Genomic DNA, 19,007 nt, shown 5'->3' with positions numbered 1-19,007 from the left:
ACAAAGTCTCGTTTTGCCTCAACATACAAATCACTGCGAATACAGCCCATATCAGGAATATCTTGCATCCCTGCTGGTGTTAGTCCTCAGATACTGAAAAAACCGAGTTTTTACACAGCCTGTGCCAGAAGCGGACATTGCTTAGTCTGCATTGCATTCACCGGAGAGGTACAACACAGACGATTAGATTACCTCTGCCAGTCACGGAAAACCTCCAAATGAGGCTCAGCAGAGGGTTATTGACTGGCTATTTCAGCTTCTGTCTCAGATCGATATAGATATTAGTCAGCTTTGCGACATTGGATTCATCCATGGAGAGCGCTGAGAAGTCCACAAACCAGTTTCCAGTACTGTGCTTATTGATAACAAATAGCTTTTTACTGTTCACGAATCGATACTCAACATCGTAGTCTTTATGGGTCCACGAAAGATTATCCAGAATAGTGAATTTTGTCGGCTGCGCTGGATTTTGCGGATCCCATTTTAAAAAGGCAGTGTACATGGTTATCCAACTTTCGAGACTGTCCTTGGTGACGTATCCGAAGTGACTCGACATATCCCCACCGTAGTATATAGCCATTACTGCGTATTTGCCTTTATCGTCAAGGCGAAGAATTCCATCAAAACCATCTTTGTACTGCGGTTCATTGACCAACATCACTTCAACACCGGTTTTGTACTGTGTCCAGGTATAATAGAAAGCTGGTTTTCCAGGCGTTGAACACCCTGCCGTAAGTAACAAAAATATGAGCCCTAAAATTCTAATCATCATTATTCATTTCTTAATAAAAACCATGTCTTTATGACAGTCAATAAAGAAACATACTTAACTTCAGTACATAAACATCCATGTTATATCGGCAAAAAAAAGATTTTCATGAGCGATTATCTGAGCTACTTATGACCCCTCACCAGATTGTGATTAAATCATTAGAGAACCGTCCGTTTCTCGCTCATAGCAGACCACTTCATCACTATGCCCTCCCTTCAGCCTTCATACGCTCATATTTGGCTTTCAAAAGCTCAGCTGGCGTTGGCCCTTTCGAAGCGACTGGTGCGGCCAACGCCCGCCGAACAGGCGGAATCGGCTTCCCGGCCAGCACCCGTTTTTCCCACATATCCAGAATATCGCTGGCTTCACGCTCGAGTTCTTTATGACTCAGTTGGCCATCAGTTCCCCGGCGCCGCAGCTCGAGGCAGATGTGATAGTAAATGGGTTTAGGCCACGGATACTGCTCACTGCTTGGATATACCCCGGATGAACTCGATGATCGCCGTGAAGAACGAGAGGTAAACCCAGCACCGGCGCAGCACGTTAGCCTCGCTGATATTTCAGGTGACAACGTCACTACGGCTCAAACGGCTCAGGAATCAGCTCAAAATATTGATGCACTTGATGATGATTTCCGCGACCGCATCGAGGCGGATCAGGATGTGGATAGCGCTAAAGCTCTGCGCGCAGGTATTGAAACCGTGAAAGCAACGCTGGGTTCTGCCTGTTCACTGAGCTGAAAAACAAGGCCGTTAAGCGTTATTACCTGGTTGATGCACGGAACAAAGTCGAAGCAGCCATCAATTCCTTGCCACATTCAGATGAACCCGATGCAGCTCCGCGGTTCGCAGAGGTAGAGCGCGTTATTGCATCGTCTAAACGCCATCTGGGCGACGAATTGCATGGTCAGTTAAGCATCACCCTGGCGGATATGAAACCGGAATACATGGACTAACGAGATCGGGAGGGGACCCCCTCCCTCAAGGAGAAGAAATGCGACTGATTAATCGAGGCAGTAAGCAATCCCCTTTGGCTCGCCAGGCATGTGAAATCGCACTCGCAGCCCACAAGCAAAAATACGGCGACTATGGGCGCAGCAAGATGAAAGAGACCTATACGGTGAGAGTGGAAGGCGTGAAGGTCTGGGTTGAAGTGGTCAACTGCAAGGCAAGCTACATTGCCACGGCAATGACCGGCATGCGACGACTGCGCTCTCTGTCCAGCCAGGCAAACTGAAACTGAAATATCACCCTACCTGACTTTAAACGCTCATATTTATCAAACTGGAAGTTTTCATGGGACAGCTCGTTAGCCTGAAGGATTGGGCTTCCGGTCCAAACGGCTTTAAGCAACCACCATCCAGAGCGGCGCTGCACAAGATTGCTAAAACAGGACAAACAATCCCAAGGGCGCTGAAACAAGGTCGGCGGTGGATTATCGATGAAGAGGCCAAATTCATTGGTATGCTCGCATCGCCGGCTCTACCACCACGCATGCCGAAAGCGGTTAAGACGCTTATGGAGAGAGTAATTAATGGCAGCCAGACCACGTAATCATAGGGTTGATATACCAAATCTCTACTGCAAGCTTGATAAGCGTAACAGCAAAACCTACTGGCAATATCGGCACCCTTTAACCGGTCAGTTTATCGGTTTTGGTACCGATCAAGAGGCGGCCAGACTGGCCGCCTCTGAACTGAATCGTCTTCTGGCGCTGCAGGAAACTGCCCAGTCGTTTGCCCTGATAGATATGGTCAGCCATAAAAAGATTAATTCTAAGAAATCGATACGGATGCGCGTATGGATTGAACGGTATCTGGAAATTCAGGAGGAGCGACTCAGCAATAAAGAGATAAAAATTAATACGCTTAAATCAAGAAGGACATGCACAAACGTACTGGTTGAAAGGATGCCTGACATTGGCATTCAGGACGTCACCACCAAAATGCTGGCAGCTATTACAGACGAATATAAAGCCAGAGGCAAAGCACGAATGGCGCAAACGCTCCGCAGCGTCTGGATTGACCTGTTCAAAGAGGCGCAGCACGCAGGCGAAGTTGAGCCGGGATATAACCCGGCGCTAGCCACAAGAAAAGTCGTTGTCCGGGTAAGTCGTTCGTGCCTGAACCTTGAGATGTGGAAGGCGATATTTGAAGCTGCCTCCACTATGGCGCCCTACGTCCAAAACTCCATGCTTCTGGCAGTTGTCACCGGGCGCGGCGCGGCGATATCGCCAAAATGAAGTTCTCTGATGTCTTGGACGGTCATATCCACGTTGAGCAGCAAAAGACCGGGGCGAAACTGGCTATACCGCTCTCGCTACGCTGCGAGATGTTGGATATTACACTGGCGCAGGTGATCAAGCGATGCAGGGATCGGGTCGTAAGCCCCTGGCTTCTCCATCACGTAACCTCAAGCGGTAATGTGAAAGCAGGCGATCAGGTTGGCGAGAACAGCCTTAGCGTCTCCTTCAAACTCGCGATCGATAGTACTGGCATTTCCGTAGAGGATGGGAAAACAATGCCGACTTTTCACGAGCAGCGTTCTCTATCTGAACGTCTATACGAGGGGCAAGGCATCAATACCCGGCAGCTACTAGGCCACTCATCAGACAGGATGACAGCGCAGTATCATAACGATCGCGGACTCGAATGGGTGAAAGTGAAGGTGTAGCTACGTGAATAATTGGACCGTATCCCCCTGCAAATTTCGCAGAATTTAAGAATTCATTTTGGGGAGGCATTTTGGAGGAGTTTTGGGGAAGAAAAAATCGGGCAAAAACCGGGCACCGCGCCCGGTTCTGCTTAGAGCCTGAAAAGCCCTTACGAACTCAACCCGCGGTTATCCAGCATCGGCTCAATCTTCGGATCGTGCCCGCGCCAGTTCCGGTAAAGTTCAGCTAAATCAGTACTGTTCCCGCGGGACAAAATGGCCTCGCGGAATGTCTGTCCATTTTCACGCGTCAACCCGCCCTGCTCGACAAACCACTGATAGCCGTCGTCGGCCAGCATTTGCGTCCACAGGTAGGCGTAATACCCCGCCGCGTAGCCGCCGCCGAAGATATGGGCAAAATAGCTGCTGCGGTAGCGCGGCGGAACGGCGGGCAGATCCAGCCCCTCTTTCTTCAACGCTGCCGCTTCAAAATCCTCCACGCTCAAAACGGCCTCGCTGATGCCGTGCCAGTTCAAGTCCAGCAGCGCGGCACCCAGCAGTTCGGTCATGTCATAACCCTTGTTGAAATGGGTCGCGTTGAGCATGCTTTCCCGCAGCGCGTCCGGCATCGGTTCGCCGGTTTCGTAATGGCGCGCATAGTGGGTAAACACCTGAGGATGGCTGGCCCAGTGCTCGTTGATTTGCGACGGGAACTCAACAAAATCACGCGGCGTATTGGTGCCGGAAAGGGTGGCGAAACGCTGGCTGGCAAAGAGACCGTGCAGCGTATGGCCAAACTCGTGGAACAGGGTTATTGCGTCATCCCAGGAGAGAAGCGCGATACCGCCATTCGCCGGTTTCTGGTAGTTACAGACGTTGTAGATCACCGGACGGGCAGCAAACTCGAAGGATTGCTCGACGAAATTCCCCATCCATGCCCCGCCCTGTTTGGAATCACGGGCAAAGAAGTCACCGTAAAACAGCGCCATGCCTTCGCCGGTGTGGTCGAAAATTTCCCATACGCGGACGTCCGGGTGATACACCGGGATATCGAAGCGCTCGACGAAGCGAATGCCAAACAGCTGGCTGGCAGCCCAGAACACACCATCCTGCAGCACGGTATTGAGCGCAAAGTAGGGCCTGATCTGCGACTCATCGAGGGCATATTTTGCCTGGCGCACGCGCTCCGCATAAAAGGCCCAGTCCCAGGCCTCCACGGTGAAACCGCCCTGCTCGTCGTCGATGACTTTCTGAATATCGGCCTGTTCGCGTTCCGCGCGGGCGCGGGCGGCAGGCACAATGCCGCGCATAAATTCCAGCGCGGCGGCCGGGGTTTTCGCCATCTGGTCAGCGATGCTCCAGCTAGCGTAATCCTCAAAGCCCAGCAGACGGGCCTGCCGCGCGCGCAGCGCCGTCAGACGAAGAATCAGCGCGCGGGTGTCGTTTTCGTCCCCTTTCTGGGTACGCGTCCAGCCTGCGTTGAAGAGGTTTTCGCGTGTCTGACGATTGCGCAGCGCGGAAAGCGCGGGCTGCTGGGTGGTATTCAAAAGCGGGATCAGCCAGCGATCGTTTAGCCCTCGCTCCGCGGCAGCCTGCGCCGCGTCAGCGATCTCCGTTGCGCTGAGCCCGTCAAGCTGGTGCGCATAATCCACCACCAGCCCACCGGTCTTATCGGCAGCCAGCAGACGCTGGTTAAACTGGCTGGTCAGGGAGGCCGCCTCGGTATTCAGCGCCTTCAGCTCGGCCTTTTCTGTCTCATTCAGACGCGCGCCGGCCAGAATAAACCGCTGATACAACTCCTCGACCAGACGACGGCATTCGGCGTCCAGCGCGGCACGGTCCTGCCAGACGCTCTCCACGCGGGCGAACAGCGCGTCATTCAGCCAGATATCGTTTGCCAGCGCGGCAAGCTCGGTGGAGAACTGTTCTTCCAGCTCCTGTAAAAACGGATTTGTGTGCGCGGAAGTCATGGCGAAGAACACGCTGCTGACACGCGAGAGCATGGCGCCGCTCTTCTCCAGCGCCAGCACGGTGTTCGTGAAGTCAGGCGCAGCGGCCTGAGCGACAATCGCGTCAATGTCCGCACGCTTCTGGCGAAGGGCTTCATCGAAGGCCGGACGATAGTGGCTGTCGTTGATCTGATCAAAATGGGGGGCCTGGTAAGGCAGCAGGCTGATGTCAAAAAAGGGATTCGTGGCCGTCATCTTTCACTCCTGAGTACGGGTATCCTCCCAGAGTAGGCCAGGCCGCCATCCCCTGCAACGCTGTCATACAAATGTTGCCTTAACGCACCCTCTGCGGCCGTGCTATGTTAGTAAAACACAAAAAGCGTTGAGGAACAGTGAGATGATTATTTTAGTTACCGGGGCAACGGCAGGTTTTGGTGAAAGCATCACGCGTCGCTTCGTCGCCAACGGGCACAAGGTTATTGCAACGGGCCGCCGTCAGGAACGTCTGCAGGAGCTGAAGGACGAATTAGGCGACAGCATCCTGACCGCGCAGCTGGACGTGCGTAACCGCGCGGCGATTGAAGAGATGATTGCCAACCTGCCCGCCGAGTGGCGCGCCATCGACGTGCTGGTCAACAATGCCGGTCTGGCGCTGGGCATGGAGCCGGCACACAAAGCCAGCGTGGAAGACTGGGAAAACATGATCGACACCAACAACAAAGGGCTGGTCTATATGACCCGCGCGGTGCTGCCGGGCATGGTTGAGCGCAATCGTGGCCACATTATCAATATCGGCTCCACCGCCGGAAGCTGGCCCTATGCAGGCGGCAACGTATACGGGGCGACGAAAGCGTTTGTGCGCCAGTTCAGCCTTAACCTGCGTACCGATCTGCACGGCACCGCAATTCGCGTCACCGACATCGAGCCGGGCCTGGTGGGTGGCACCGAGTTTTCCAACGTGCGTTTCAAAGGCGATGACGCGAAAGCAGACAAAACCTATGAAAACGCCAACGCCCTGACGCCGGAAGATGTCACCGAAACGGTCTGGTGGGTGGCGACGCTGCCAAAACACGTCAACATCAATACCGTAGAAATGATGCCGGTCAGCCAGAGTTTTGCCGGGCTTAGCGTCCATCGTAGCTAACGCTGCCCTTCCCGGTCTGCGGGCCGGGTCTGTTTCGGGTTATAAAAGAATGGTAGTATGTTCAGGCTAACTCTCTGAGAAATGACAACTCATGGCCGCTGAATCGCAACTCAATCCCACCCAGCCCGTAAACCAGCAAATCTATCGCATTTTGCGACGTGATATTGTCCATTGCCTGATCCCACCGGGAACTCCGCTTTCTGAAAAAGAGGTGTCCGTGCGTTTTGACGTTTCCCGTCAGCCGGTGCGTGAAGCGTTTATTAAGCTTGCGGAAAACGGTCTGATTCAGATCCGCCCGCAGCGCGGCAGCTACGTGAACAAAATTTCACTCTCTCAGGTGCGCAACGGCTGTTTTGTTCGCCAGGCCATTGAATGCGCGGTGGCGCGCCGTGCCGCAACGCTCATCAACGACAAGCAGTGTTACCTGCTGGAGCAAAACCTGCATCAGCAGCGGATTGCGATTGACCGTAAGCAGCTGAATGATTTCTTCCAGCTAGATGATGAATTCCACCAGAAGCTGGCGCAGATTGCGGATTGCCAGCTGGCCTGGGACACCATCGAAAACATCAAGGCCACCATCGACCGCGTGCGTTATATGAGTCTCGATCACGTCTCTCCGCCGGAAATGCTGCTCCGACAGCACCATGATATTTTCAGCGCGCTGGAAAAACGCGACCCGGACGGCGTGGAAAAAGCGATGACGCTGCATCTGCAGGAAATTAGCGAATCCGTGCAGCTGATTCGTCAGGAAAATAGCGAGTGGTTTAGCGAAGAATAATATTTCGCCGCGCCCTTTCGGGTGCGGCGATGGGTTTAGCGAACGACTAACACCGGAATGGTTGCGTAGCGCAGGATAGATTCCGCATTTGATCCCAGCAGATGGGTGGTGATGCCCGGGTTTTTCGACCCGATGACGATCGCGTCATATTCCCCCTCTTTGCTCAGCCTGATAATTTCATCGCGGACGTTGCCAAAGCGAACCAGGCTGTCAATTTTCTCCGGCGAGATGTCGAACAGCCTTTTTAAGGCGTTCATTTTCTTCCCGGATTCCTCAGTCATATATTCTTCGAACTTTTTAATATCGGCGTTAAAACCGCGCAGCAGGGATCGGCTGCTGGTCGGCAGAATATTGACCAGGGTAATCGACGCGCCCTCGGCCTTCGCGAGGTTAGCCGCGTGGCGAACCGCTTTGTCGCTCAAATCCATTTCAAATACATCAACAGGCATCAAAATCTTCTTATACATAAGCCTGGCTCCTTATTCCGATGAAAGGGTTATTTCCTGTATCCAGAATGGCATCGGGAATATAAACCAACCCTCAACGCTTCCCTGATGAAACTATCAGTTAATGAAAATAACGGTCTGCTTTGTCAATTGCTGTCGTGAACCGTCAGCGCCCGACGCAATAAAGAAAAAAGTGTGAGTTTGATCAAAAACAAAAACATCTGATGCAGACAGGCGTATTTATATGCCCCGTGAACGGCAACCCTGAAATAACGCCGTAACGAACAGGTTAGAGAGGAGAAAATACCATGATGACATACGACCGTAACCGCAATGCAATCACCACCGGCAGCCGCGTCATGATTAGCGGCACAGGCAAAACTGGCGTGATTAAAGCGATCCACAGCGACGGGCTGGATGCCGCGCAGGTGCGCCGCAGCAAAACGGTTGAAGTGGAAGGATGCGAAGGTAAGTTCGAACCGATTGAGCTGATTCGCCTGGGTATGCACTAAACGGTGCGCAGACATGCCGCCGCGAACGGCGGCATGTGCTGAATTACCGTTGAGACACGTACTGCGCCACGGTTGCTTTCGCGCCCTTTTGCAGCAGCGTCTGGTATGCCTTCATCACCGCATCAACAAAGACGGCTTCACGCGGTAATTCCTTGCCGAAGATGGCCTCGATGCCGAGCAGCGCCCTGACCCGGCTTTCCCCTTCCGCACTGCCTTTAACCGCCGCCTGAATCACTTCCAGCTGCGGATCGCTCACGTCAATTGCGTTACGCTGCTCGTCCACGCCCCCGACATAGCGCATCCACCCTGCCACGCCCAGCGCCAGCAGCGGGAAAGGCTTCTGATGCACCAGGTGCCAGCGCACGGAATCCAGCATGCGCTGCGGAAGCTTCTGGCTGCCGTCCATTGCAATTTGCCAGGTCCGATGGCGCAGGGCCGGGTTGCTGTAGCGGGCAATCAGGAGATCGGCATAGCGTCCTAAATCGACGCCTTTGACCTTCAGCGTAGGCGCCTGCTCGTTAAGCATCAGCGCGTGCGCGGCGACGCGGTAGTTTTCATCTTCCGTACAGTCGTTAATATGCTGATAGCCCGCCAGATAGCCCAGGTACGCCAGGAATGAGTGGCTGCCGTTAAGCATGCGCAGCTTCATCTCTTCAAACGGGATAACATCTGACACCAGCTCGGCTCCGGCTTTTTCCCACGCTGGACGGCCGGCCACAAAGTTATCTTCGATCACCCACTGACGGAACGGTTCACAGGCCACCGCCGCCGGATCGCGCACGCCGGTAAGCTGTTCAATTTTATCCAGCGTGTCGGGGGTGACCGCAGGCACGATGCGATCCACCATCGTTGACGGGAAGGTAACGTGGGATTCGATCCAGTCCGCCAGTTCACCGTCTACCGCACGGGCGTACGCGCAGGTGACATTGCGCATCACGTGACCGTTCTCCGGCATGTTGTCGCAGGACATCACGCTAAACGCTGGCAAACCCGCCGCCTTACGCCGCGCGAGCGCTTCCACGACCACACCCGGCGCAGATATCGGCTGGTGCGGGTTTTGCAGGTCTGCGACGATAAAAGGGTGATCGAGCATCAGTTGCCCGGTCGCCGGGGAATGGCAGTACCCTTTCTCGGTGATGGTCAGCGAGACAATCGCCACCTGCGGTTCGCACATCGCGGCCAGCACGGTCTCCAGCCCGTCAACCTGCGCATGCAGCGCCTTTTTTACCACGCCAACCACGCGGGAGGTCCACGCATCGGCAGACATTTCCGCCACGGTATAGAGATTATCCTGCGCGTTCAGATCGGCAATCTGCTGTTCGCCGCCAATCAGGTTAACCTCACAGTATCCCCAGTCGCTACCGTGTTCCGCGGCGAGGATGTCGGCGTACACTGCCTGATGCGCACGGTGAAACGCGCCAAACCCTAAATGAACGATGCGTGCTTTAAGGCTGTCGCGATCGTACTGTGGCAGCGTCGCGTTGGCCTGTAATAAGGTATTTTCCATGATTAAGACTCGTTAATTAGAAAGCTGTGGATCGCTGCCGCCCATGCTGAAGCGGCAGCGCCTGCTGACTACACCAACTAGAATGGCAGCTGGAGTAAAAAAGCGAACTGCCATCAACCATACTGATACTGCCGTTTGAGTTTTTGATTTATATTAACTTTTGTTCATGTGGTGTGACACAAAATCAAAGTTGTGTGACAGGTAACGCAAGCTATAAACCATCAGCGTCGAGAGGAGACGGCACCGTAACCGACCATCTCTTTCGGCGCAGACTCGGCTGCGTCTTGCGCCGCGCTTAAATCACGGTCGCGCACTTCCGGCATCAGGATCGCCGAGATCAGTCCAATCACGGAATAGGCCACCAGCATGGCGACAATCGGCCACCAGGAGCCGGTCATATTGCAGAAAATCCCTGCCAGTACCGGACCAAAGCCCACCGCTACGAGACCGCCCGCCTCTTTGGAGATCGCCATACGGGTAAAGCGATTTCGCGAGCCAAACATCTCCGCCATGGTGATATTTTCCAGCGCAAACAGCCCCAGCACGGCGAAGTTATGGATAACGATGATGCAGAGCATGATCGTCCCGGGTGCATAGCTCTTATCGACGATGATCGACAGCATCGGATAGGCCAGAATAATGGCGGAGATATTGAGGATAATGTACGGCAGACGGCGCCCCACTTTATCGGAAAGCCAGCCCAGCAGCGGAATGGAGATAAACCCGAGAATGGAGCTGATCATCAGCGCATCGGTCGGGATGGCCTTATCGAACAGCAGCGTCTGGACCAGATAACCCGCGAGGAAGGTCTGGATCAAACCTGAGTTGCCTGCCTGGCCGAAACGCAGGCCGGTCGCCAGCCAGAAGGATTTGCTTTTCACCATGGAACCCAGTGAGGTGTCCGGCTGCGCAGCTTGCACATCGTTCACTTTCTCAAAGACCGGGCTCTCCTTGAGGTTCATACGTAGCCAGATGGCGAAGATCATCACCACGACGCTGGCGAGGAACGGCACGCGCCAGCCCCAGGCGAGCAGCTGTTCACGATCGAGGGCAAAGAACATGATGGCCCAGATCGCCGTTGCGCTCAGCGTCCCGCAGTTAGTCCCCATCGCCACCAGCGAGGAGATGATGCCGCGTTTACCTTTCGGCGCGTACTCCGCCAGCATAGTTCCGGCCCCGGAGATCTCGGCCCCGGCACCAAGGCCCTGAATAATGCGCAGCGTCACCAGCAGCACGGGGGCAAAAATCCCGATCTGCGCGTAGGTCGGCAGGACGCCAATCAGCGTGGTGCAGATCCCCATCATGGTGATGGTAATGAACAGCACCTTCTTACGACCAATGCTGTCGCCCATTCTGCCGAAGATAAAGGCGCCGACGATGCGCGCAATATAGCCTGCGCCGTAGGTGCCCATCGCGAGGATCAGCGCCATCGCGGCGGACTGTTCCGGGAAGAAGATCTCATGGAAGACCAGAGCGGCGCCCAGCGAGTAAAGCTGGAAATCCATAAATTCCAGGGCAGTGCCCAGCCAGCCGGAAACGGCGGCTTTCACCAGATCGGATGTGGTTCTTTGAGGTTGTACTTGCGTCATAATGGCTATCTCTGAAAGGTAAGATGCGTACCACATAGCGCCTGTCTGCGCAGGCGCTTAACCGCGTAAATGATTATTGGCCGAACGTGAGCAAAACTTTGCAGCACTGCCGCTGGTCTTTCTCAAACAGTTCAATAGCGTCTTTAACGTGGTGATAGTCAAAGGTATGGGTGATCAGTTTTTCCGGGTCGATCAGCCCCCTCTTCAGCCAGTCGATAACGACCGGGAATTTGTTGGCGTTCAGGCGCGAGGAGAATATCGCCAGCTCTTTGCCGGTGATGCCCTGCTGAACAATCTGGCTCGGCTCGCTGGAGAACCCCATCAGCACGATGCGCGCCGCCGGTGAGGCCAGAGTTATCGCTTCCTGCAAAATGGAGGGATGGCAGGCGGCATCAATGATTAACGTCGGTTTGATGCCTTTTTCCTCCAGCGCGGCCTGCAGCGACTGCTCGCCGTTATTAAAGACCCAATCCGCGCCGCTGCGCCGGGCCATCGCCAGACGCTCGTCTATGCGATCAACCACGATAACCTGCTTCACCTTATAGACGCCTTTCAGGGCCTGAACCGTAACCAGCCCCATCGGCCCGGCGCCATATATCAGCGCGACGTCCTGTTCAGTCGGTTTCGCCTGCCCCGTTACGTTGGCGGCGATGGTGAAGGGCTCAACCATGACGGCGTGCTTATCAGGAATGTCATCCGGAATGGGCCAGGCGTTTTGTGCGGGCACGACCGCATATTCGCTAAAGCCGCCGTCACGGTGAACGCCCAGCACCACCAGCGAGGTGCAGACGTTCGGTTTTCCCACGGAGCACGGGTAGCAGTGCCCGCAGCTGATTACCGGATCGACCGAAACGCGCTGGCCCAGGTGCGCGCTGTCAACGCCCTCGCCCACGGCGTCAATCACGCCAAAAAACTCATGGCCGATGACGCGCGGATACTTCGCAAACGGGTTATGGCCGCGGTAGATGTGGCTGTCTGAACCGCAAATCCCGGCCAGTTTAACCTTAACGCGCACTTCACCAGCGCCCGGCTCCGGGCGTGGCCGCTCTTCAATTACCAGTTCGTTCGGCTGTTGAATCACTACGCTTTTCATCGTTTGCTCCTCGCTTACCAGTTCCACAGCGTGCCGTCTTCAAGACGGGCCACCGGCAGATAGGCCGGATCGTACGGATATTTCGCCGCCAGCTTTTCATCAAACTCGATGCCCAGACCCGGCTTGTCGCCCGGATGCATATAGCCGTTATCAAAGCGCCAGCTGTGCGGGAAGACCTCCAGCATCTGTTCGGAGTAGCCCATATATTCCTGCACGCCGAAGTTCGGCACCCACAGGTCGAAATGCAGCGCCGCGGCATGGCACACGGGCGACAGATCCGACGGACCGTGCGAGCCGGTACGCACCTGATAGAGCGACGCGAAGTCCGCGATGCGGCGCATCCCGGTGATGCCGCCCGCGTGGGTAATGGTGGTGCGGATATAGTCGATCAGCTGCTCTTCGATGAGCTGCTTGCAGTCCCAGATGCTGTTAAACACTTCGCCTACCGCAATTGGCGTGACGGTGTGCTGGCGGATCAGGCGGAAGCAGGCCTGGTTTTCCGCAGGGCTGGGATCCTCCATCCAGAACATGCGGAACGCTTCAATGCTCTTGCCGAAGCGCGCCGCTTCGATGGGCGTCAGGCGGTGGTGCATGTCGTGCAGAAGATGCTCATTGAAGCCGAATTTACTGCGCACCGCGTCGAACAGCTTCGGCGTGAAGTCGAGGTATTTTTCGGTGGACCAGAGCTGCTCTTCCGGCCAGTCGCCTTTGGTCGCAGGCTCGTAGGCCAGACCCTTCCCTTTGGCCATGCCGTAGGTGGTTTTCATGCCCGGCACGCCGCACTGCACGCGGATCGCCTTAAAGCCCATCTCTTTGTGACGGGCGTAATCTTCCAGCACGTCGTCAATGGTGTGGCCGGTGGTGTGACAGTAGACCATCACCCCTTCGCGTGAGGCGCCACCCAGCAGCTGGTAGAGCGGCATGTTGGCCGCTTTGGCTTTGATATCCCACAGCGCCATATCCACGGCGGAGATGGCCGACATGGTAACCGGACCGCGACGCCAGTAAGCACCTTTGTAGAAGAACTGCCAGATGTCTTCGATGCGGTGCGCATCGCGGCCAATGAGCTGGGGGCAAAGGTGATCCTTCAGGTATGAGGCCACGGAGAGCTCGCGTCCGTTTAGCGTAGCGTCACCGAGGCCGACAATCCCCTCATCGGTGGTGATTTTAAGGGTGACAAAGTTCCTCCCCGGGCAGGTAACAAACACGTCAGCCGCGACAATCTTCATAATTCCTTTCCTTACATCGTTCGTTGTGATGCCGGAAATTTACGCAACTACACTACTACCATACAAGTATAATGATCGTAAAATAAGCTAACGATCACAAAACCGGGGCTCATGCGCGGCCCCATCCCGCCACAATAATCAGCATACCGCACAGGGCAATCAGCGCCCCGGCCCAGTCGTATGCGCTGAGCTTGACGCCGTCCACCACGCGCAGCCACAGCAGCGCCGTGCAGACATAGACGCCGCCGTAAGCCGCGTAAACGCGCCCGCTGGCCGCCGGATGCAGCGTTAACAGCCAGACAAACAGGGCCAGCGCAACGCTTGCCGGAATGAGCAGCAATACGGATCCACCCTTTTTGAGCCAGAGCCAGGGCAGGAAGCAACCGATGATTTCACACAGCGCAGTCGCAAAAAAAAGCAGCGTCGTTTTAAGCATATTTCACGTCAGGTGAGGATTTATTTAACCATCATACCTGATGATGCCCTTTACTTTTCCATACTCGCTCCGCGGGTATGCCGTCATTTTGCTTTAGTGTAGAATCTGTACGGGGTAACTTGATTATCTGCACCCATTTAAAAGGAAACGCTATGACCACATTAAGCAAACGCCTTTGTCTGACAGCCCTGCTGGCGCTGTCATCTTTCGCCTTTGCCGCCTCTGCGACAGCGGAAACCAGCAAGCTCATTATTGAGTCTGGTGACAGCGCGCAAAGCCGCCAGAACGCCGCCATGGACAAAGAACAATGGAATGACACCCGTAGCCTTCGCCAGAAGGTCAACAAACGTGCCGAAAAAGAGTGGGACAAAGAAGATGTCGCTTTTGACGCGCGCGATAAGTGTCAGCAAAGTGCAAACGTCAATGCCTACTGGGAGCCTAACACCCTGCGATGCCTGGATCGCCGCACTGGCCGCACGGTAGCCCCATAATGTCGGCGCCCTGCGACGTTAAACTCCGTCCGCTGGAGCGTGAAGACCTGCGCTTTGTTCACCAGCTCGACAACAATGCCAGCGTGATGCGCTACTGGTTCGAAGAGCCTTATGAGGCCTTTGTCGAGCTGTCCGATCTCTACGATAAGCACATTCACGATCAGAGTGAACGTCGTTTTGTGGTGGAGTGTGAAGATGAAAAAGCCGGGCTGGTGGAGCTGGTTGAGATCAACCACGTTCACCGTCGGGCGGAGTTCCAGATCATCATCTCCCCTGAGCATCAGGGAAAAGGCCTTGCGTCACGCGCGGCCAGGCTGGCAATGGATTACGGATTCAACGTTCTGAATCTCTACAAGCTTTACCTGATTGTGGACAAAGAGAACGAAAAAGCGATCCATATCTATCGCAAGCTGGGCTTTATGGTGGAAGGCGAGCTGATTCATGAGTTCTTTATCAACGGTGAATATCGCAACACCATCCGCATGTGCATTTTCCAGCATCAGCACCTGGCCGGACATAAACCGTCAGGCGCCAGCCTGCTGAAACCTACCGCGCAGTGAGATCGATGACAAACCGTGTCATAAACCATTGAGCTGTCTTTCTTGCCGGGTGGCGCTGTGCTTACCCGGCCTCCAGGGTGCTTCATTGTAGGCCCGTGCAAGCGTAGCGCCGCCGGGCGAAACGCACAAAATGCACTTTACGCTCAGTAATATTCAATCGTGTTCTTGATGGTGTACTTGTGCTCAACGGCGGGTTTGACGCTATCGTCCGTGATGGTCAGATCGCAGCTCACCGGGTTATTGTGGCGATCGTAGTCGCAGCTCTGCGTCACGTTGCCCAGCGGCTTGTCATTCAACATGCTGACTGCCGAGTAATCCATTCTTTTGCGCAGGTCTTTCGACGGCGTCGACTGGACGGACAGATGCTGATCCCCTGATACGGTGGTTTTGCCCAGCGGGTAACCATCCGCGTCGTAGCGATACTTCACTTCCATCTCTTTGCCGTGCGCCGCCACCACAAATCCGTTGTCGTCGGTATCCCACGTTACCCCGGCTGACGGCAGTTCGGCCAGCTGGCATTTGCCCTGCAGCTTCACTTTGCGCTGCTGGGTTTCCGCATCAAGATAGTAATTGGCATCCAGCACCAGCGCCACGCTGGTGTTGGCCTCCAGGTCGTGTAGCTCCAGCGTATCGAAACACCCTTCCGTCGAGACGGTGCCGGTGACCCGTTTAGACACTTCACCCTTCTCGTTGAACAGCGTCTGGGTAAAGTCTTTGACCGGGCCGCGCAGCGGATCAAAATCAAATTCGTTTGAAAAACTCGCCATCTCGGGCGTAAACGACAGCGGCGCGGAGCTGTTGTCGCACCCCACCAGTGTTGCTGCCAGGAGCGTTATCGCTGCATATTTCTTCACATTCATTTCCGTACAGGGAGATTATTCCCAATCATATTAGCAAATACAGATGTTTACACGAAGCCTGCTAAAATTAATCTCTACACAGAGAAAAGGAGCTACAGATGAAACGGTTACCCTGGATTACCGCCCTGCTGTTAATGAGTGCCTCAACGGCCGCGCTGGCGGCACCGGATTCCTGCGAGCGCGTGAAAAGCGACATTCAGCAGAAGATCGTCAACAACGGCGTGCCTGAGTCAGGTTTTACGCTGAACATTGTGCCGAACGACCAGGCCGATCAGCCGGGCACGCAGGTTGTAGGCCACTGCGCTAACGACACCTTTAAAATTCTGTATACCCGCACAGGCAGCGGTGCGGCAGCTGAACCTCAGTAATTGAGCGTCAATTCCCTTTGATTTGATAAGGATTAAGATCTACTACCCCCAAATAAGTAACACTCACCCCATCATTAGCCCGGATATCATTTCGGGAGAAATAATACGCAATAATAATGATGGGGTGAGCCATGTCCGATGCTGAACATTACGACGGCGGAATTAGCCGTCGAACTCTCGTGAAATCTACGGCGATAGGTTCTCTGGCGCTTGCCGCTGGTGGGATCTCGCTTCCCTTTGGCCTTAAAAGCGCTGCCGCTGCGGTGAAGCATGCCGTCCAGCCTCCTGAAGATACCGTGGTGTGGGGCGCCTGCTCGGTCAACTGCGGCAGCCGCTGTGCGCTGCGTCTGCACGTCCGCGACAACGAAGTGTACTAGGTCGAAACGGATAACACCGGCGAGGATGTGTATGGCGATCACCAGGTGCGCGCCTGCCTGCGCGGACGTTCTATTCGTCGCCGCATCAATCACCCTGACCGTCTGAACTACCCGATGAAGCGCGTGGGCAAACGCGGCGAAGGCAAGTTCGAGCGCATCACGTGGGATGAAGCGCTCGACACGATCGCCGCCAGCCTGAAAGACGTGGTGGCCAACTACGGCAACGAAGCGGTGTATATCAACTACTCTTCCGGGATTGTCGGCGGCAATATCACCCGCTCCTCCCCTTACGCTTCGCTGGTGGCGCGCCTGATGAACTGCTACGGCGGCTTCCTGAGCCACTACGGCACCTACAGCACGGCGCAAATTGCCTGCGCGATGCCCTACACCTACGGCAGCAACGACGGCAACAGTACCTCGGACATCGAAAACACCAAACTGGTAGTGATGTTCGGCAATAACCCGGCGGAAACGCGCATGAGCGGCGGCGGGATTACGTACTATCTGGAACAGGCTCGCGAGCGGTCCAACGCGCGCATGATTGTTATCGACCCGCGCTACACCGACACGGCAGCCGGACGCGAAGATGAATGGATCCCGATCCGTCCGGGAACCGATGCCGCGCTGGTGGCGGGCATTGCCTGGGTATTAATCGACGAAAACCTGGTCGACCAGCCATTCCTTGACAAATACTGCATTGGCTACGATGAAAAAACGCTGCCGGAAGGCGCGCCCGCTAACGGTCACTACAAAGCGTATATTCTCGGCCAGGGCGATGACCACACGGCGAAAACGCCGGAGTGGGCCTCCCGCATCACCGGTATTCCCGCCGATCGCATCGTTAAGCTTGCCCGCGAAATCGGCTCCGCTAAACCGGCTTATATCTGCCAGGGCTGGGGACCTCAGCGTCAGGCGAACGGCGAGCTGACCTCCCGCGCTATCGCGATGCTACCGATCCTCACCGGAAACGTCGGGATCAACGGCGGGAACAGCGGCGCGCGTGAGTCGACATACACCATCACCATCGAGCGTATGCCGCTGCCGGATAACCCGGTCAAAACGCAAATTTCCTGCTTCAGCTGGACGGACGCCATCGCCCGTGGGCCGGAGATGACCGCCCTGCGCGACGGCGTGCGCGGCAAGGATAAGCTGGACGTGCCGATTAAGTTCATCTGGAACTACGCGGGCAACACCCTCATCAACCAGCACTCCGATATCAATAAAACCCACGATATCCTGCAGGATGAAAGCAAGTGCGAAATGATTGCGGTCATTGATAACTTCATGACGTCGTCAGCGAAGTATGCCGATATCGTGTTGCCGGACCTGATGACCGTCGAGCAGGAAGACATCATTCCAAACGATTATGCGGGCAACATGGGCTACCTGATATTCCTTCAGCCCGTGACCGCGCCGAAGTTTGAGCGCAAGCCCATCTACTGGATCATGAGCGAAGTGGCGAAACGCCTTGGGCCGGATATCCATCAGAAATTCACCGAAGGACGGACGCAGGAACAGTGGCTGCAGTATCTGTATGCCAAAATGCTCGAAAAAGATCCCAAACTGCCGTCCTATGACGAGCTGAAAAAAAGGGGCATTTACAAGCGCAAAGATCCGAACGGCCATTTTGTGGCCTATAAAAAATTCCGTGAAAACCCGGAAGCCAATCCGCTGAAAACGCCATCGGGTAAGATTGAAATTTACTCCAGCAAGCTGGCGGAGATTGCGGCCACCTGGGAGCTGGAAAAAGATGAGACCATCAGCCCGCTGCCCGTCTACGCGTCAACCTTCGACGGCTGGGACGCGCCCGAGCGCGCGCGGTTCCCGCTGCAGCTGTTTGGCTTCCACTTTAAGGCCCGTACCCACTCGAGCTACGGTAATGTAGACGTGCTGAAAGCCGCCTGCCGCCAGGAGGTCTGGCTTAATCCTGTCGATGCCGAAAAACGCGGCATTAAAAACGGCGATACGGTGCGCGTCTTTAACGACCGCGGTGAGGTAAGAATTGAAGCGAAAGTGACGCCGCGCATCATGCCCGGCGTCAGCGCTATGGGCCAGGGGGCCTGGCACGACGCCAATATGAGTGGCGATCGTGTCGACCACGGCTCATGCATCAACACCCTGACCACGCACCGCCCGTCACCGCTGGCCAAAGGCAACCCGCAGCACACCAATCTGGTACAGATCGAGAAGGTGTAACGGGTGAATGGCGTGACCGTGGTTTATTCTATGGTTTGTATTATTGGTT

General features: G+C 55.2%; 17 protein-coding genes and 4 pseudogenes. 11 read left to right on the top strand and 10 right to left on the bottom strand.

Features of this window, described 5'->3' with window-relative positions; translation table 11 throughout:
* Window positions 1–247: 247 nt before the first annotated feature.
* Both LLF79_RS25325 and LLF79_RS25320 read right to left on the bottom strand, forming a co-directional pair.
* Window positions 248–772: a hypothetical protein gene (locus LLF79_RS25325; RefSeq protein WP_227880602.1), complete on the bottom strand. Its 525-nt coding sequence runs from the start codon at window positions 770–772 to the stop codon at window positions 248–250.
* Between the two features lie 202 nt (window positions 773–974).
* Window positions 975–1,250: pseudogene (locus tag LLF79_RS25320) on the bottom strand (replication protein P); the annotation flags it as partial.
* On the opposite strand from LLF79_RS25320, the pseudogene LLF79_RS25315 reads away from it, so the two are divergent.
* From LLF79_RS25315 to LLF79_RS25300, 4 genes and pseudogenes are all read left to right on the top strand, one after another.
* Window positions 1,243–1,727, top strand: a pseudogene (locus LLF79_RS25315) (hypothetical protein); the annotation flags it as partial. The pseudogenes LLF79_RS25320 and LLF79_RS25315 overlap by 8 nt on opposite strands.
* 38 nt (window positions 1,728–1,765) lie before the next feature.
* Complete coding sequence (locus tag LLF79_RS25310; protein ID WP_165556807.1) at window positions 1,766–2,008, top strand: DUF4060 family protein; 243 nt, start codon at window positions 1,766–1,768, stop codon at window positions 2,006–2,008.
* A gap of 59 nt (window positions 2,009–2,067) precedes the next feature.
* Window positions 2,068–2,325, top strand: coding sequence for an excisionase (locus LLF79_RS25305; protein WP_206805932.1), 258 nt, complete (start codon window positions 2,068–2,070; stop codon window positions 2,323–2,325).
* Window positions 2,306–3,444, top strand: a pseudogene (locus tag LLF79_RS25300) (phage integrase Arm DNA-binding domain-containing protein). The gene LLF79_RS25305 and the pseudogene LLF79_RS25300 overlap by 20 nt, the downstream one beginning before the upstream one ends.
* 149 nt (window positions 3,445–3,593) lie before the next feature.
* Here the strand turns inward: LLF79_RS25300 and dcp are convergent.
* Window positions 3,594–5,627, bottom strand: coding sequence for a peptidyl-dipeptidase Dcp (gene dcp / locus LLF79_RS25295; protein WP_227880599.1), 2,034 nt, complete (start codon window positions 5,625–5,627; stop codon window positions 3,594–3,596).
* 142 nt (window positions 5,628–5,769) lie between these two features.
* On the opposite strand from dcp, the gene ydfG reads away from it, so the two are divergent.
* Together ydfG and LLF79_RS25285 are read left to right on the top strand one after the other, a co-directional pair.
* Entirely contained in the window at window positions 5,770–6,516 is a 747-nt protein-coding gene (gene ydfG, locus LLF79_RS25290; RefSeq protein WP_021241307.1) for a bifunctional NADP-dependent 3-hydroxy acid dehydrogenase/3-hydroxypropionate dehydrogenase YdfG, read from the top strand.
* Window positions 6,517–6,607: 91 nt separating this feature from the next.
* Window positions 6,608–7,294: a GntR family transcriptional regulator gene (locus LLF79_RS25285; RefSeq protein WP_008502405.1), complete on the top strand. Its 687-nt coding sequence runs from the start codon at window positions 6,608–6,610 to the stop codon at window positions 7,292–7,294.
* Window positions 7,295–7,329: 35 nt separating this feature from the next.
* Here the strand turns inward: LLF79_RS25285 and LLF79_RS25280 are convergent, their stop codons facing one another.
* On the bottom strand, window positions 7,330–7,761 hold the full coding sequence (locus tag LLF79_RS25280) for a universal stress protein (protein WP_023292549.1): 432 nt from the start codon (window positions 7,759–7,761) through the stop codon (window positions 7,330–7,332).
* A 287-nt stretch (window positions 7,762–8,048) separates the two neighbouring features.
* Here LLF79_RS25280 and ydfZ point away from each other — a divergent pair, with 287 nt between their 5' ends.
* Complete coding sequence (ydfZ, locus tag LLF79_RS25275) at window positions 8,049–8,252, top strand: putative selenium delivery protein YdfZ (RefSeq protein WP_014883679.1); 204 nt, start codon at window positions 8,049–8,051, stop codon at window positions 8,250–8,252.
* A 43-nt stretch (window positions 8,253–8,295) separates the two neighbouring features.
* On the opposite strand, the gene LLF79_RS25270 is transcribed toward ydfZ, so the two are convergent.
* From LLF79_RS25270 to LLF79_RS25250, 5 genes are all read right to left on the bottom strand, one after another.
* Window positions 8,296–9,759, bottom strand: a complete 1,464-nt coding sequence (locus tag LLF79_RS25270) for a mannitol dehydrogenase family protein (RefSeq protein ID WP_227880598.1) — start codon at window positions 9,757–9,759, stop codon at window positions 8,296–8,298.
* Window positions 9,760–9,980: 221 nt separating this feature from the next.
* On the bottom strand, window positions 9,981–11,348 hold the full coding sequence (locus tag LLF79_RS25265; RefSeq protein WP_227880597.1) for an MFS transporter: 1,368 nt from the start codon (window positions 11,346–11,348) through the stop codon (window positions 9,981–9,983).
* A gap of 73 nt (window positions 11,349–11,421) precedes the next feature.
* Window positions 11,422–12,441, bottom strand: a complete 1,020-nt coding sequence (locus tag LLF79_RS25260) for a Zn-dependent oxidoreductase (RefSeq protein ID WP_115465573.1) — start codon at window positions 12,439–12,441, stop codon at window positions 11,422–11,424.
* 14 nt (window positions 12,442–12,455) lie between these two features.
* Window positions 12,456–13,670: a D-mannonate dehydratase ManD gene (gene manD / locus LLF79_RS25255; protein WP_227880595.1), complete on the bottom strand. Its 1,215-nt coding sequence runs from the start codon at window positions 13,668–13,670 to the stop codon at window positions 12,456–12,458.
* A 109-nt stretch (window positions 13,671–13,779) separates the two neighbouring features.
* Entirely contained in the window at window positions 13,780–14,106 is a 327-nt protein-coding gene (locus LLF79_RS25250) for a YnfA family protein (protein ID WP_021241222.1), read from the bottom strand.
* A 152-nt stretch (window positions 14,107–14,258) separates the two neighbouring features.
* On the opposite strand from LLF79_RS25250, the gene LLF79_RS25245 reads away from it, so the two are divergent.
* Window positions 14,259–14,597, top strand: coding sequence for a DUF1283 family protein (locus LLF79_RS25245; protein ID WP_008502414.1), 339 nt, complete (start codon window positions 14,259–14,261; stop codon window positions 14,595–14,597).
* Window positions 14,597–15,157 carry a spermidine N1-acetyltransferase gene (gene speG / locus LLF79_RS25240; protein WP_227880592.1) on the top strand — a complete coding sequence of 187 codons (561 nt, stop codon included), beginning with the start codon at window positions 14,597–14,599 and terminating at the stop codon, window positions 15,155–15,157. Before LLF79_RS25245 ends, speG begins: the two co-directional genes overlap by 1 nt.
* Window positions 15,158–15,300: 143 nt before the next feature.
* Here the strand turns inward: speG and LLF79_RS25235 are convergent, their stop codons facing one another.
* Complete coding sequence (locus LLF79_RS25235) at window positions 15,301–16,017, bottom strand: YnfC family lipoprotein (RefSeq protein WP_008502416.1); 717 nt, start codon at window positions 16,015–16,017, stop codon at window positions 15,301–15,303.
* A 98-nt stretch (window positions 16,018–16,115) separates the two neighbouring features.
* Between LLF79_RS25235 and LLF79_RS25230 the strand changes: the two genes are divergently transcribed.
* Window positions 16,116–16,385, top strand: coding sequence for a DUF1161 domain-containing protein (locus LLF79_RS25230; RefSeq protein WP_021241220.1), 270 nt, complete (start codon window positions 16,116–16,118; stop codon window positions 16,383–16,385).
* A 131-nt stretch (window positions 16,386–16,516) separates the two neighbouring features.
* Window positions 16,517–18,958, top strand: a pseudogene (ynfE, locus tag LLF79_RS25225) (selenate/tellurate reductase subunit YnfE).
* Window positions 18,959–19,007 lie beyond the last annotated feature (49 nt).

Source organism: Enterobacter cloacae complex sp. 2021EL-01169 (genome assembly GCF_020733125.1).
Classification (GTDB): Bacteria; Pseudomonadota; Gammaproteobacteria; order Enterobacterales; family Enterobacteriaceae; genus Enterobacter; species Enterobacter roggenkampii.
This window is presented reverse-complemented; position numbering and strand designations above follow the sequence as displayed.